This window comes from Knoellia locipacati, from assembly GCF_007992835.1.
Taxonomy (GTDB): Bacteria; Actinomycetota; Actinomycetes; order Actinomycetales; family Dermatophilaceae; genus Knoellia; species Knoellia locipacati.
In genome coordinates this window covers 395,947-410,063 of sequence record NZ_BKBA01000003.1, presented here as the reverse complement: position 1 = coordinate 410,063, position 14,117 = coordinate 395,947, and the positions used below count along the sequence as shown (strand labels likewise).

Below are 14,117 nucleotides of genomic sequence, written 5' to 3'. Positions count from 1 at the left end.
GTGACAGAGGTGCTCCGTGCCGACTGGCAAGGTGAAGTTCTACGACTCCGACAAGGGGTTCGGGTTCGTCTCGACCGACGACCCCGCCGAGGGCGGCGACGTCTTCGTGCCCTCGAGCGCCCTCCCCGAAGGCGTGACGTCCCTCAAGAACGGCGCCCGCGTCGAGTTCGGCATCGTCGAGGGCCGCCGTGGTGCGCAGGCCCTCTCGCTCCGCCTCCTCGAGCCCACCGCGAGCGTCACCGCCAACCGCAAGGTCCGCGACCGCAAGCCGGCGCAGGAGATGGAGGTCATCGTCGAGGACCTCATCACGCTGCTCGACTCGGTGCAGAGCTCGCTGCGTCGCGGCCACTACCCCGACAAGGGCCACGGCGGCAAGGTCGCCCAGGTGCTCCGGGCCGTCGCCGACGACCTCGACGTCTGATGCCGGCCGTCAAGCCCGATCCCACCCTCAAGGGTGCGCTCGACCTCGCCCGCGAGGCCGCCGAGTCGATCGCGGAGGCCGGCACCGTCGGTGACCACCTCGGCATGGAGATGGTGCAGGACCGCGTCGCGACGCACTACTTCGCATGCACGGCGAAGGCCTACCCCGGCTGGCGCTGGGCGATCACCGTCGCGCGCGTGCCGCGCTCCAAGGTCGTCACGGTCTCCGAGACCAACCTCGTCCCGGGTGACGGCGCGCTGCTGTCGCCGCAGTGGCTCCCGTATGCCGACCGGCTGGCTCCCGGGGACATCGGTCCCGGCGACGTCACGCCCAAGGTCGACGACGACCCGCTGCTCGAGGCCGGCTTCGAGGCCACGGGCGACGAGGACGTCGACGCGGTGGCGCTGCACGAGCTCGGCCTCGGCCGTCCGCGCGTGCTCTCGGCCGAGGGTCGCGAGGCTGCCGCTCAGCGCTGGTACGACGGCGACCACGGGCCCAACGCCCCCGTCGCCCAGAAGGCTCCGGCGCCCTGCTCGTCCTGCGGGTTCTTCATCCCGATGGCGGGTGCCCTGCGGTCTTTTTTCGGCGTGTGCGCCAACGCCTGGTCGCCCTCCGACGGTTCCGTCGTGAGCCTTGACCACGGCTGCGGCGCCCACTCCGAGGTCGACATCGACGCCCCCGAGCCCGAGGTCGTCGCGCCGCCGGTGCTCGACGACAACCAGCTCGAGACGGTCTGAAGCCCGACCATGGGTGAGGCCGACGGCGGGAGCGAGTCGCGCGTGGACGGCATACCGGCGTCCGAGGTGCCCGACGGCGTGACCGAGAGCGAGGTCGAGGTCCTGCGCGCGATGCAGGTCCCGACCCAGCGGATCATCGCCATCGGCCTGGTCCTGTGGCTGGTCGCGCTCGTCGTCACCCTCGTCGTGCCCGCGCTGCACGAGGGTGAGCGCTCCTGGTGGCCGTGGGGCTGCGTCGCCGGGTTCGTGCTCGGCTCGATCGGCTTCCTCTACGTCCGCCGCGGTCGCGGCAACGCCCACGACGCCGGCTGAAACCCCCGACTTATTGCCCGAATGGGACGGCACCAGCCGCGCGAAGCGCCGCCGTGCCGTCCCATTCGGGCAATAAGTCGGGAGAAAACGTCAGACGCCGAGGGCGGTCTTGATCGGGTCGATCGCGAAGTAGAGGACGAACAGCCCGGCGACGAGCCACATGAGCGGGTGGATCGCCGCAGCCTTGCCACGCACGACCTTGATGAGGACGTAGGCGACGAAGCCGGCGCCGATGCCCGCGGTGATCGAGTACGTGAACGGCATGAGCACGATCGTGAGGAACGCCGGGATGGCGATCTCGACGTCGTCCCAGTCGATCTCCTTGACCTGCTGCATCATGAGGAAGCCGACGAGGACGAGGGCCGGGACGGCCGCCTCGGAGGGGACGACCTTGATGAGCGGCGCGAAGACCATCGACAGCAGGAAGAGCAGGCCGGTGACGACCGACGCCAGGCCGGTGCGGGCACCCTCGCCGACACCCGAGGCCGACTCGATGTAGCTCGTGTTGGACGAGACGCCGGCGGCGCCACCGGCGGCGGCGGCGAGCGAGTCGACGACGAGGATCCGGTCGGTGTGGGGCGGCAGGCCGTCCTCGTCGAGGAGGTCGGCCTCGTGGCCGATCGCGGTCATCGTGCCCATGGTGTCGAAGAAGTCGGCGAGCATGAGCGTGAAGATGAGCAGCGCGGCCGAGACGATGCCGACCGACTGGAACGAGCCGAGCAGCGAGAACTGGCCGACGGTCGAGAACGACGGGGTGTCGATGATGTCGTCCGGCAGCGTCGGGACGATGAGGCCCCAGCCGGTCGGGTTGACCTTGTCGCCCATGACCATTGGGCCGATCTTGGCGATCGCCTCGATGACGATGGCGAGCACGGTCGTCGCGGCGATGGCGATGAGGATCGCGCCACGGACCTTGCGGACCCAGAGCACGACGATGAGGACGAGCCCGGCGACGAAGACGAACGTCGGCCAGCCGCCGAGGAAGCCGTCGACACCGAGCTGGACGGGCACGGTGCCCGAGGCGGTGCGGCGCACGAACCCGGCGTCGACGAAGCCGATGAGCGCGATGAAGAGGCCGATGCCCACCGAGATCGCGACCTTGAGCTGCTTGGGCACGGCGTGGAAGACCGCCTGGCGGAAGCCGGTGAGCACGAGCACGAGGATGATGAGGCCCTCGAGGACGACAAGGCCCATGGCGTCGGCCCACGTCATCTGCGACGCGACGGCGAACGCGACGAAGGCGTTGAGCCCGAGCCCGGTGGCGAGCGCGAGCGGGAAGTTCGCGACGACGCCCATGAGGATCGTCAGCAGGCCGGCGACGAGGGCGGTGCCCGCGGCGATGGCCGGGAGGTTGGACCCGTCGCCCGCGCCACCCCCGAGGAAGTCGCCGTTGACGTCCTTGGCGAACCCGAGGATGAGCGGGTTGAGCACGACGATGTAGGCCATCGTGAAGAACGTGACGACCCCGCCGCGCACCTCCCGGCCGATCGACGAGCCGCGCTCGGTGATCTTGAAGTAGCGGTCGATCGTGGAGGACCCGGTGCGCGGGTCGGCTGAGGTGGCAGTCGGCATGGCGGAACCATAGCGACCGGGGGGAGCGGACGGCATACGACGTCCAGCCCGGCCCTCGCGCACGCGGGAGGAAATACTTAGCACACGTAATGAGTTAGGCTAAGTATCATGACTTCTGACACCACGACCTCGTATGCCGCGCTGCGGCCGTCCGCGGTGTCCGCCCTCGCCGGTGAGCTCCGCCTGGCCTGCATGCGCATCTCGCGCCGGGTCCGCTACGAGAGCACCGACCTCATCGCGCCGCACCACTTCTCCGTCATGGCCCGGCTGGAGGAGTCGCCGCGCACCCCCGGTGAGCTGGCGGAGATCGAGAAGGTCAGCGCCCCGAGCATGACCCGCACCGTCGCCGGGCTGGCCGAGCTGGGCTACGTCGAGCGGACCCCGGGTACGGCCGACAAGCGCCAGGTCATCGTCACCCTCACCGACGAGGCCCGCAAGGTCCTCAAGGACACCCGTCGCAAGCGCGACGCGTGGATGTCGGTCCGTGTCGGCCACCTCGACCCCGAGGAGCAGGCCGTCCTGCTGCGGGCCTCCGAGATCCTCACCAAGGTGGCCAGCGAGTGAGCCCCACCTTCACCTCGTTCACCGAGCGCAACTACCGCATCTTCTACGCCGGGTCCTTCGTCTCCAACGTCGGGACCTGGATGGGCCGCGTCGCCCAGGACTGGCTCGTCCTCACCGAGCTCACCGACCACTCGAGCCAGGCGCTCGGCATCGTCACCGGGCTCCAGTTCCTGCCGTTCCTCCTGCTCGCCCCGTGGGCCGGCGCGATCGCCGACCGCTTCCCCCGGCGCCAGATCCTCCTCGTCACCCAGAGCCTGCTGCTCGTGACGAGCCTCCTGCTCGCGGGCCTCGTGCTCCTCGACGTCGCCACGCTCTGGCAGGTCTACGCGATCGCCCTCCTCCAGGGCGTCATCACCGCCATCGACAACCCGGCGCGGCAGTCGTTCGTCTCCGAGATGGTCCCGCGCGACAAGCTCGCCAACGCGGTGGCGCTCAACAGCGCCTCGTTCAACGCCGGCCGCCTCATCGGCCCCGGCGTCGCCGGCCTCATGATCGCGGGCTACGGCACCGGCTGGACCCTCCTCGTCAACGTCGGCACGTTCGTCTTCGTGCTCGTCGCGCTGGCACTGCTGCGCACGAGCGACCTCATCCCGGCACCGCTCACCCGCGGCAAGGGCGCGATCCGCGAGGGCATCCGCTACGTGCGCAACCGACCGGACATCCAAGTCGTCATGCTGCTCGTCTTCGTGCTTGGCACCTTCGGCATGAACTTCCAGGTGACGACGGCGCTCATGGCCACGCAGGAGTTCGGCAAGGGCCCGACCGAGTACGGCATCCTCGGCTCGATCATGGCGATCGGATCGCTCACCGCCGCGCTGCTCAGCGCCCGCCGCGGCGAGCCGCGGCTGCGGGTCCTGCTCCTGTCGATGGCCGGCTTCACCCTCTCGACGACGGCGGCCTCGCTCGCACCGACCTACGCGCTGTTCGCGCTGGCCCTCGTCCCGACCGGTCTCTCCGCGCTCACCGCGCTCACGACGGCCAACGCCATGGTCCAGCTGCGCACCGACCCACTCGTGCGCGGGCGCGTCATGGCGCTCTACATGGCGATCTTCATGGGCGGCACGCCCATCGGTGCCCCGATCATCGGCTGGATCGGTGAGGTCTGGGGAGCCCGCTGGACCATCGCCATCGGCCCCATCGCCATCGGCATCACGCTGGTTGCCGTCACGTGGTGGATCGCGCGGCAGCAGAATGTCCGCGTGAGCTACGAGTCGCAGCGCTCCCCGCGCATCACCATCGAGGCCTTCCCGGTGCGTGACACCGTGACCGAACCCGCGCCCGAGGCCGCGCGGTGACGCCGGCGTTCCGTCGCCGGATGACGCTCGGTGTCCTCGCGGTCCTCGTCGTCGTGGCGATCGTGTATGCCGTTCTCACCTGACGCGTCGCGCCTCACCTGACGCCGAGCGCGGCCCGACCCGACACCCCCTCCTGCTGGTGCCGGGTCGTGCCGCGTCGTGGTGGGGCGGCTCAGGGCCGCTGGGGACAGGCTCGTCAGGGGAGGAGCGTGACGGCGCTGTAGGGCAGCACCACGGGGACCGTGAGCAGGCCGCTCTTGACGGACACGGTGACGGTGTCCTTGACCGTGTCGACCTTGAGGATCTTCGCGGTGACCCCGAGGTAGGGGCCGGCGGTGATCTTCACCGTGTCGCCCACGGCGAACGGGTCGGGGTCGACGGCGACGGTCGGCGTCGGCACGGGGACCACCGGAGGCTTGGGCAGCGGCACGGTGGGCGGCTTGGGCAGCGGAACCGCCGGGGGCTTGGGAGCGGGGACGGGCGTCGTCGGCTTCGGCGCGGGCGCGGGTGCGACCGGCGACGTCGGCTTCGGGGCCGGTGCCGGCGTGGTGCCCGCCGCCGGCGTCGGGGTGGCGGTGGCGCCGGGCGAGGCGCTCGCCCCGGGGCCGGGCTGGGAACCGGCGGGGGGAAGGTAGGGCGAGCGCCCGGCATACCCGGGCGGGAGGGCCGTCGCAGGGACGACGGAGTGCCCGGCCCGGTAGGACGCGGCGATGCTCGTCACCTTGGCGACGTAGTCCATCGAGTAGTTGTAGCGGAGCACCGCGCGGGTGAGGTCGCCCGGCTGGGTGAGGTCACCCGGGCCCGAGCAGAGGTAGATGCCGGCGGCGGTCGCCGCGTCGGCCATGTTCTGGGGGTCGCGCCGGCCGTCGCCGTTGCCGTCGGCACCGACGGACTTCCAGGTGCCGGGGATGAACTGCATCGGCCCGACGGCGCGGTCGTAGACGACGTCGCGGTCGTAGCGGCCGCCGTCGGTGTCGGTGATGCGCGCGACGCCGCTGCCGGTGAGCGGGATGCCGTAGATGCCGGGCACGGCGGTGCCGGCGGCGTCGAGGAGGTTGCGACCCCAGCGGCCGTGGTCGCTCTCGACCTTGCCGATGCCGGCCAGCAGGGCCCAGTCGATCTTGCAGCCCGGGTCGGCCTGGGCGAGCAGCCGCTGCGCGGCCTGGTAGGCGGCGAGGGCCTGAGCGGGGATGCCGCTGGCGACACTCGTCATGCCCCAGGTCTGGGTCTGCGTGGGCAGCGCCTCGGGCGAGATGGAGGAGTTGCCCGCGGGCATCGCGAGCGGGGGGAGCGCGGGAAGTGCGGGCAGGGAGCTCACGCCACCGGCCTGCTCGACGGCGACGGGCGGGACGACGACGCGGGGGCGGGCCTGCTTCTGCGGCTCGGTGGCGGCGACGGCAGCGACGCCGGTGGTGGTCACGGCGATCGCGACGACCGCGCCCGCGACGCGCCGGCCCGTGGTCGTGCGCAGTGCGTCCAGCGTTGCCCGAGGTGTCAGGCCCATGTCCGCTCTCCTTGATGTCACGTCGTCGTGAACTCTCGCTCTCGCAAGGTTACCCGGAAGAAACCCCTGCACAGGCCTTGCGCGTGAGGGAACCCACGTCCCGGGGTGCCCACGAGTCACCACCTGCCACAGCGGTCCCGCCAGAACGCCAACCACCCCTCAGGAAGGGCTGCGATCGCAGCCTCTCCTGAGGGGTGGGTGGAGCGGGGAGCCGAGGGTCAGAGGGCCGCCACGACGTGCTCGATCGAGGCGATGAGCTTGCTGACGTCCTCGGGGTCGACGGCCGGGAAGGTCGCGACGCGCAGCTGGTTGCGGCCGAGCTTGCGGTAGGGCTCGGTGTCGACGACGCCGTGCGCACGCAGCGTCTTGGCGATGACCGAGGCGTCGACGGCGTCGTCGAAGTCGATCGTCGCGACGACCTGGCTGCGGGCGGCGGGGTCGGCGACGTAGGGCGAGGCGTAGTCGACCGACTCGGCCCACGCGTAGAGCCGGTCGGACGAGTCCTTGGTGCGGGCCGTCGCCCAGTCCAGGCCACCCTGCTGGTTGAGCCAGCGGACCTGCTCGTCGAGCAGCGCGAGGGTCCCCACGGCGGGCGTGTTGTAGGTCTGGTCCTTGCGGCTGTTGTCGATCGCCGTCGGGAGGCTGAAGAAGTCGGGCACCCAGCGGCCGGTCGCGGCGATCTCGTCGACGCGGGCCAGCGCGGCGGGGGAGAAGAGCGCGAGCCAGAGGCCACCGTCGGCGGCGAAGCACTTCTGCGGGCCGAAGTAGTAGACGTCGCTCTCGGCGACGTCGACCGGCAGGCCGCCGGCGCCGGAGGTGGCGTCGATGAGGACGAGGGCGTCGTCGGCGGCACCCTCGACGCGCGTGACGTCGGTCATGACGCCGGTGCTCGTCTCGTTGTGCGCCCACGCGTAGACGTCGATGCCGTCCTCGGCGACGGCCGTGGGGCGGGTGCCGGGCTCACTCTTGATGATCGAGGACTCGCCGAGGAACGGCGCATTGGAGGTCACGGCGCCGAACTTGCTCGAGAACTCGCCGAACGCGAGGTGCTGGGCGCGCTCGCGGACGAGGCCGAAGGCGGCGATGTCCCAGAACGCCGTCGCGCCGCCGTTGCCGAGCACGACCTCGTAGCCCTCGGGGAGGGAGAAGAGGTCGGAGAGGCCGGAGCGCACGGACTTCACGAGGTTCTTGACCGGGGCCTGGCGGTGGGAGGTGCCGAGCACGGTCGTGCCGAGGGAGGCGAGGAACTCGACCTGCTCGGGACGGACCTTGGACGGCCCGGAGCCGAAGCGGCCGTCGGCGGGAAGGAGGTCTGCGGGGATGGTGATGGCTGCGTCAGTCACCCGGCCATCCTCGCGCACCCGTCCGGCCCGTCCGTGCAGCAGTTCACCCACCGGACTCCTGCCCGCGGACCGAGACGGCTCGCGCACGAGGGACGGCACGGCATACGAGGAAGGAAGGACTCCGTATGCCGTGCCGTCACGTCGTGCGGTGGGGCTCAGCCCTCGCGGTAGCCGGCCACCGACTCGATGCCGCGGGTGGACTCGCCGATGTAGCGCGAGCTCGGCCGGATGAGGCGACCGGTCTGCTTCTGCTCGAGGATGTGCGCGGCCCAGCCGGCCGTGCGCGCCGAGACGAACAGCGGCGTCATCATGTTGCCGGGAACCTCGGCGAAGTCGAGCAGCACCGCCGCCCAGTAGTCGACGTTGGTCTCCATCTTGCGCTCGGGGTGGCGTTCGGCGAGCGCGGCGATGGCCGCCTTCTCGAGCTCGAGGGCCACCTCGTAGCGGGGTGCGCCGAGCCGCTTGCACGTGTCGCGCAGGACGGCGGCACGCGGGTCGTAGGCCCGGTAGACGCGGTGACCGAAGCCCATGAGGCGCTCGCCGCGGTCGAGGACACCCTTGACGTATGCCGTCGCGTCACCCGTGCGCTCGACGCCCTCGATCATGTGCTGGGCACGCGACGGGGCGCCACCGTGCAGCGGCCCGGACAGGGCCCCGATCGCGCCCGACATGCAGGCCGCGACGTCGGCGCCGGTGGAGGCGATGACGCGCGCGGTGAAGGTGGAGGCGTTCATCCCGTGCTCGGCCGCGGAGATGAAGTAGGCGTCGATGGCCTCGACGTGCTTGGGGTCGGGCTCGCCGCGCCAGCGGATCATGAAGCGGTCGACGATGGTCCGGCCCTCGTCGACGCGGCTCTGCGGCACCATCGGCTTGTCCTGGCCGTGGGCCGACTGCGCGATGAACGACAGCGCCATGACGGAGGCGCGGGCGAGGTTGTCGCGGGCCTCGGCGGCGTCGATGTCGAGCAGCGGCTTGAAGCCCCAGACGGGCGCGAGCTGCGCGAGCGCCGACTGGACGTCGACGCGGATGTCACCGGTGTGGACCGGCAGCGGGAACGGCTCGGCCGGCGGCAGGCCCGGGTCGAACTCGTTGTCCACGAGGAGGCCCCACACCTGGCCGAAGCTCACGCGGCCGACGAGGTCCTTGATGTCGACGCCGCGGTAGCGCAGCGCGCCACCCTCCTTGTCCGGCTCGGCGATCGTGGACTCGAAGGCGATGACGCCCTCAAGTCCCGGCCGGAAGTCGGGGTCGGGGGCGGTCTTCGCGGCCGCGCCTGCGGCAGTGGTCTCGGTCTCGGACTGCGTTGTCACAAGTTCCCTCGTCTCGGGTTCATCCGGTGTCGGGCAGCAACATTGTGCATGCCGAACCTCGGTGCGGGTGGATCAGTCTGTGGGTGGTCGACAGGTGGTCAGGAGTGGTCACGAGGTGGTGCGTCGATGGCGATCCACGTCTGGTCGGCCCGGGCGAGCAGCCGGCCGTCGGCGGTGAGGAGGGCCGAGCCCGCGTGCCGCTTGCGCCCGTCGTCGCCGCGCGACCACGACACCACGACGTGCTCCTCGCCGAGCACCGGAGGCGTGAAGACCCGGGCGGTCATCGTGCCGAGGACCATGAGCGTGGCCGGGAACCCGGCCGCCTTGCCGCCGGGGCAGTCGAGCGCGGCCCACACCTCGGGAGGTGAGTCGTCCCGGGGAGTCCAGGTCGCGGCATACGTGCTCGTGCCCTCGACCCGGCCGGAGCGCATCCGCAGGCCGGTCGGGTGGGCGGGGCCGCAGCCGTAGCAGGTGGGGAACGGGTGCTCGTCGGCCGAGAGCGCGTGCGCCTCGGCAGCGCGGGCCTGCTCGATGGTCACTCGGTCGGGCAGCGGCCCGTCGGGCGTCGGCGCGGCCGTGGCGCTCGCGACGACGTCGTCGCCGTCACGCAGGGTGGTCGTCTCGCCGACGTCGAGGGTGAGCTCGCGGTCCAGGGGCGGAGGGAGGCGTAGCCGCACCGACACCGCGGGGGACTCCTCGTTCACCGGCGTGGAGCTCGCCACGAGCCCGCTGACCCAGCCGCCGTTCCCCGACGTCGGGGGGCCGTTGTACCGACCGGGGATCACCACGTGCACGGGGACAACCTACGTGTGAGAGTGGCGGACGTGCCCGCCGCCGACGAGTTCTCGCTGCGCAGCATCGCCCTGCCGGCCTTCGGTCCCACGGCGGTGTGGTCGGTCGGGATCGGCGCGGCGCTGCCGGTCGTCGCCCTCAGCGCGCGCAACCTCGGGGCCAGCGTGGCGGTGGCGGCGGCGTTCGTCCTCATCGAGGGGATGACGGCCTTCGTCTCATCCCTGCCCGCGGGTTCGCTCGTCGCCCGGATCGGGGAGAGGCGAGCGCTCGCGGGCGCTGCGGTCGTCGACGCCCTCGGTGCCCTGCTCGCCGTCCTCGCGCAGAACCTCTGGACCCTCGGCATCGCCATCGGGCTCATGGGGACGACCGGGTCGGTCTTCCTCCTCGCGCGGCAGTCGTGGCTCACCGCCCGGGCCCCGGTGCGCATCCGGGCGCGGGCGATGTCGACGATGGGTGGCGTCCAGCGCGTCGGCCTGTTCGTCGGGCCCTTCCTCTCGGCCCCGATCATCGCCGTGTGGGGAACGCAGGCCGCGTATGCCGTCGCGGTCGTCGCGGGTCTGCTCGCCGCCGTGTGGGCGTGGTTCGGGCTGCGCGACCACGCCGGCGCCGACGGTCTCGAGGGGTCGGCGGCCTCCGGTGCCGCACCGCGCGAGCGCGTGGGGCTGCGGGACGTCGTGCGCAGCCACCGCAGGGTGCTCCTGACGATCGGGCTCGGGGTGCTCGTCATCGGCGCCGCGCGCCAGGGGCGGTTCGTCCTCGTGCCGCTGTGGGCGGAGTCGGTCGGCATCACCGACAGCCAGACGGCGTTGATCTTCGGGATCGCCGGGGGAGCCGAGGTGCTGCTGTTCTATCCAGCGGGCTCGGTCATGGATCGGTTCGGGCGGGTGTGGGTCGCCGTGCCGTTCCTCCTCGTCCTCGGCGTCGGGATGGTGCTGCTCCCGCTCGCCCACGGGTTCGGTGCCGTCGCCGCCGTCTCGACGGTCATGGGCATCGGCAACGGGCTCGGCTCGGGCATCGTCCAGACCCTCGGCGCCGACGCGGCGCCCGTGGCGGGACGGGCCCAGTTCCTCTCGGCCTGGCGGTTCCTCTCGCTCATCGGCCAGAACGGTGCACCCCTGCTCGTCAGCGGGGTGACCCTCCTCGCGGGGCTGGGCCCGGCCTGTGTCGTCCTGGGCGTCCTCGTCCTGGGAGGGGCGCCGTGGCTCGCACGATGGCTCCCGGCATACGACCCTCGTCGCGGGAGGGTCGGGGCTGCAGCGAGGTGAATGAGAGAATGTGCAGGTGACCGACCTCATCGACACCACGGAGATGTACCTCCGCACCGTCTTCGAGCTCGAGGAGGAGGGCATCACTCCTCTGCGGGCCCGCATCGCCGAGCGCCTCGGCCACTCCGGACCCACCGTGTCGCAGACGGTGGCGCGGATGGAGCGCGACGGGCTGCTCGCCGTGGCGGGCGACCGTCACATCGAGCTCTCCGACGAGGGCCGTCGCCTCGCGACGCGGGTCATGCGCAAGCACCGCATCGCCGAGCGGCTGCTCGTCGACGTCATCGGCCTCGAGTGGGAGTACGTCCACGACGAGGCGTGCCGGTGGGAGCACGTCATGTCCGACCGCGTCGAGCGCAAGATCCTCGCCCTGCTCGCCGACCACGCCGAGTCGCCGTACGGCAACCCGATCCCCGGGCTCGAGGAGTTCGGGGAGGCGGTGGCCGAGGGCTTCCTCACGGGGCTGTCCACACTGGCCGAGGTGGCCGAGTCCGAGCCGGTCACGGTGACCGTGCGCCGCATCGGTGAGCCCGCCCAGGTCGATCACGAGGCCCTCGGTCTCATCACCGCCGCCGGCCTGCTCCCCGGCCAGCTCGCGGTCGTCCGGCGCGACGGCGGCCGGGTCATCGCCGCGCTCCACGGTGCCGACGAGGCGACCGGTGTCTCGCTCCCGAACGACATCGCCAAGCACGTGTTCGTGGCGCGTGCCGCACGTCACACCTGACGTCCGGGAGGCGCTCCGCGCCGTGTCGGTGGCCGTGCTCGGCCACGCACGCGAGGACGCGCCGGTCCGGTGACGGCCCCTGGGGACTGTCGAGCGATCGCCGTTACCGGAATGTGACTTTGGGTGCAGGCGCCGCTACGGTGGGCGAACCCCTGATCCACCGAGAGGTTCTCTTTCGTGCTTTCCCCTGACACCCGCGCCGGTCGACGCCGCGCGCAGACGAACCGTCGTCTGCCCGACCTCACCACCGCGTTCTCCTCCCTGTCCCGTCCGACCCTCGTCAAGGGTCTCGTCGGTCTCGGTCTCGCCACGAGCGTGGCCGCCGCCGTCGCGATCCCCGTGCAGGCCTCACCCGGCCAGGTCGAGATCGGGTCCCAGACCACCGCCCTCGTGGCACGTGAGCGCGCCCAGGCCGCCCAGGACACGACGTCGCGCAGCACGGCTCGCACGTCGGTCTCCGGCTCCCGCGCCGCGATGAAGGCACCTGCGGCCGGCCAGAGCGCCGCCGTGTCGGCCGGCCCCGCCGGTGTGACCGCCGTGGCCAAGCCGAAGCCCAAGCCCACCCCGACCCGGACGCCCGCCAAGGTCGAGGCCAAGCAGGCCAAGGAGCAGCCCACGACCTCGTCGACCACCCCGCGGGCGGCCAAGGTCACCGGCAGCGGCGTCTCGATGGCGTTCTACGACTGGTGCCACGCCAAGAGCCTGGGCTCTAACGCGTCCAAGGTCTGCTCCGCGGTGCGCTCCAACTTCGGCATCGAGAACATCGGCGGGTTCCGCGCCGGCGCCGGCGACCACGGCTCCGGCAAGGCCGTCGACGTCATGGTCACCGGGTCGCGCGGCGACGCCGTCGCCCAGTGGGCCATCAACAACATGAGCGCCTACAACATCACCTACGTCATCTGGAAGCAGCGCATCTGGCTCGCTGGCGCCTCGAGCTGGCGTGCGATGGAGGACCGTGGCTCCGTCACGGCCAACCACTACGACCACGTGCACATCTCGGTCGAGTGACCTGAGAAGGCCGCGCTGAGGGCGGGTGGAGCCGAGAGGCCCCACCCGCCCTCCGTCGTCCTCCGCGGCGCCATCACGGGCTCTGAGGGCCTCCGGACGGCGCTGCGAAGTTCCCGCCGGAGGGCGCCGTGACCCAAACGTGACTTTCCCGAAAGGGTCCGGTACGGTGGCTTCGGCTCATCCTCCCCTGGGGTGAATCGTCATGACGGACTGCTGAGTCCTGCCACCGTCACTGACTGCAACGCAAACCGCTTGGCAGGAGCGGGGGACCCAATTCCGGGTCGACCTTCGGGTCGTCCCTTGGGGTTAAGCCAGTTCCGACTGGCCGGGCAGAACCTCCCGCCCGAACCCGACAGCTCACCCCGTAGGCATCGAGAGGTTCACCGTGGCTCACTCCACCCATGGGCGTCATCGCGCGCCCGGGCGACACAACCCCGTCGCCGAACTGTCCACGATCGCGTCGCGCGCAGGTGTGACCGGCGCCAAGGCATCCGCGGTTCTCGCAGCCTCGGGTGGCCTCGTCGCAGCCTTCGCGCTCCCGGCCTCGGCCGCGCCCGAGTCGGCCCCGAAGAGCGTCACGTCCGCCGCCCCGGCTGCTCCGGCCGCCGCGTCGGCAGCGCCCGCGATCTCCGCTCCGGCCTCCGCCACGCCCGTCAAGGGTGCCGCCGTCGGCGTCACCGGCGTCACGGTGGTCGCGAAGCCCAAGCCGAAGCCCAAGCCCAAGCCCAAGGCGAAGCCGGTCGTCAGCCAGGACACCCGCGAGGGGGCCCTCGTGGCCGCCGGCGAGCGTTCCACGCAGAAGGCCAGCCGCAGCACCACGCGCCTGCCCGTCTCGTCGGGCTCGGTCAAGCAGTCCTCGAGCGAGATCGTCAACATCGCGCGCAGCCTCCTCGGCATCGCCTACGTCTACGGCGGCGACGACCCCTCGGGCTTCGACTGCTCCGGCTTCACCCAGTACGTCTACCGCAAGGCCGGGATCTCCATCCCGCGCACCGCGTCGGCGCAGCAGCGTGAGGGCACCCGCGTCAGCAGCCCCCAGCCCGGCGACCTCGTCTTCTACGGCAGCCCTGCCTGGCACGTCGGCATCTTCACCGGTGGCGACATGATGATCGACTCTCCCCGCACCGGGAAGTCGACCAGCGAGCGCAACATGTTCGGCACGCCGACCGAGTTCCGCCGCTACTGAGCAGCGACTCCCGGCACGACGCCTGAGCGAGCGCCCCTGACCCGCACGGGTCAGGGGCGCTCGTCGTCCGTGGCCGTGCCCGGT

14 protein-coding genes and 1 riboswitch are annotated in these 14,117 nt (G+C 71.6%); of the genes, 9 read left to right on the top strand and 5 right to left on the bottom strand.

Annotation, left to right across the window (positions count from 1 at the left end; genetic code table 11):
• Nucleotides 1-16 precede the first annotated feature (16 nt).
• Genes KLO01_RS03415 through KLO01_RS03405 form a run of 3 tightly spaced genes read left to right on the top strand, consistent with a single transcriptional unit; the run spans nucleotide 17 to nucleotide 1,470 of the window.
• Complete coding sequence (locus tag KLO01_RS03415) at nucleotides 17-421, top strand: cold-shock protein (protein ID WP_147062132.1); 405 nt, start codon at nucleotides 17-19, stop codon at nucleotides 419-421.
• Nucleotides 421-1,158, top strand: a complete 738-nt coding sequence (locus KLO01_RS03410; RefSeq protein WP_147062131.1) for a DUF3027 domain-containing protein — start codon at nucleotides 421-423, stop codon at nucleotides 1,156-1,158. Before KLO01_RS03415 ends, KLO01_RS03410 begins: the two co-directional genes overlap by 1 nt.
• Nucleotides 1,159-1,167: 9 nt before the next feature.
• A complete protein-coding gene (locus KLO01_RS03405; RefSeq protein WP_147062130.1) occupies nucleotides 1,168-1,470 on the top strand; it encodes a DUF2530 domain-containing protein in 303 nt (100 codons plus the stop codon).
• Nucleotides 1,471-1,560: 90 nt separating this feature from the next.
• On the opposite strand, the gene KLO01_RS03400 is transcribed toward KLO01_RS03405, so the two are convergent.
• Nucleotides 1,561-3,042: an NCS2 family permease gene (locus KLO01_RS03400; protein WP_147062129.1), complete on the bottom strand. Its 1,482-nt coding sequence runs from the start codon at nucleotides 3,040-3,042 to the stop codon at nucleotides 1,561-1,563.
• Between the two features lie 108 nt (nucleotides 3,043-3,150).
• On the opposite strand from KLO01_RS03400, the gene KLO01_RS03395 reads away from it, so the two are divergent.
• Together KLO01_RS03395 and KLO01_RS03390 are read left to right on the top strand one after the other, a co-directional pair.
• Nucleotides 3,151-3,606, top strand: coding sequence for a MarR family winged helix-turn-helix transcriptional regulator (locus tag KLO01_RS03395; protein ID WP_186827892.1), 456 nt, complete (start codon nucleotides 3,151-3,153; stop codon nucleotides 3,604-3,606).
• Complete coding sequence (locus KLO01_RS03390) at nucleotides 3,603-4,901, top strand: MFS transporter (protein WP_147062128.1); 1,299 nt, start codon at nucleotides 3,603-3,605, stop codon at nucleotides 4,899-4,901. The genes KLO01_RS03395 and KLO01_RS03390 overlap by 4 nt, the downstream gene beginning before the upstream one ends.
• Nucleotides 4,902-5,097: 196 nt before the next feature.
• Here KLO01_RS03390 and KLO01_RS03385 read toward each other — a convergent pair whose 3' ends face one another.
• The 4 genes from KLO01_RS03385 to KLO01_RS03370 form a co-directional block, all read right to left on the bottom strand.
• Nucleotides 5,098-6,405 (bottom strand): KOW motif-containing protein, encoded by a 1,308-nt coding sequence (locus KLO01_RS03385; RefSeq protein WP_147062127.1) that lies wholly within the window; start codon nucleotides 6,403-6,405, stop codon nucleotides 5,098-5,100.
• A 218-nt stretch (nucleotides 6,406-6,623) separates the two neighbouring features.
• Nucleotides 6,624-7,748 carry a phosphoserine transaminase gene (gene serC / locus KLO01_RS03380; RefSeq protein ID WP_147062126.1) on the bottom strand — a complete coding sequence of 375 codons (1,125 nt, stop codon included), beginning with the start codon at nucleotides 7,746-7,748 and terminating at the stop codon, nucleotides 6,624-6,626.
• A gap of 155 nt (nucleotides 7,749-7,903) precedes the next feature.
• Nucleotides 7,904-9,058, bottom strand: a complete 1,155-nt coding sequence (locus tag KLO01_RS03375) for a citrate synthase 2 (RefSeq protein ID WP_147062125.1) — start codon at nucleotides 9,056-9,058, stop codon at nucleotides 7,904-7,906.
• Between the two features lie 98 nt (nucleotides 9,059-9,156).
• On the bottom strand, nucleotides 9,157-9,852 hold the full coding sequence (locus KLO01_RS03370) for a hotdog family protein (RefSeq protein WP_147062124.1): 696 nt from the start codon (nucleotides 9,850-9,852) through the stop codon (nucleotides 9,157-9,159).
• Nucleotides 9,853-9,882: 30 nt separating this feature from the next.
• On the opposite strand from KLO01_RS03370, the gene KLO01_RS03365 reads away from it, so the two are divergent.
• The 4 genes from KLO01_RS03365 (at nucleotide 9,883) to KLO01_RS03350 (ending at nucleotide 14,033) form a co-directional block, all read left to right on the top strand.
• Complete coding sequence (locus KLO01_RS03365; protein WP_147062123.1) at nucleotides 9,883-11,115, top strand: MFS transporter; 1,233 nt, start codon at nucleotides 9,883-9,885, stop codon at nucleotides 11,113-11,115.
• 16 nt (nucleotides 11,116-11,131) lie between these two features.
• A complete protein-coding gene (locus KLO01_RS03360) occupies nucleotides 11,132-11,839 on the top strand; it encodes an iron-dependent transcriptional repressor DtxR (RefSeq protein WP_147062122.1) in 708 nt (235 codons plus the stop codon).
• 177 nt (nucleotides 11,840-12,016) lie between these two features.
• Nucleotides 12,017-12,847, top strand: coding sequence for a VldE C-terminal domain-containing protein (locus KLO01_RS17365; protein ID WP_147062121.1), 831 nt, complete (start codon nucleotides 12,017-12,019; stop codon nucleotides 12,845-12,847).
• Between the two features lie 232 nt (nucleotides 12,848-13,079).
• Nucleotides 13,080-13,230: riboswitch (cyclic di-AMP (ydaO/yuaA leader) on the top strand.
• Nucleotides 13,231-13,319: 89 nt separating this feature from the next.
• The gene (locus KLO01_RS03350; RefSeq protein WP_147062120.1) at nucleotides 13,320-14,033 is read left to right on the top strand and encodes a C40 family peptidase; all 714 of its coding nucleotides are present in this window, start codon (nucleotides 13,320-13,322) and stop codon (nucleotides 14,031-14,033) included.
• The last annotated feature ends 84 nt before the right edge of the window (nucleotides 14,034-14,117 follow it).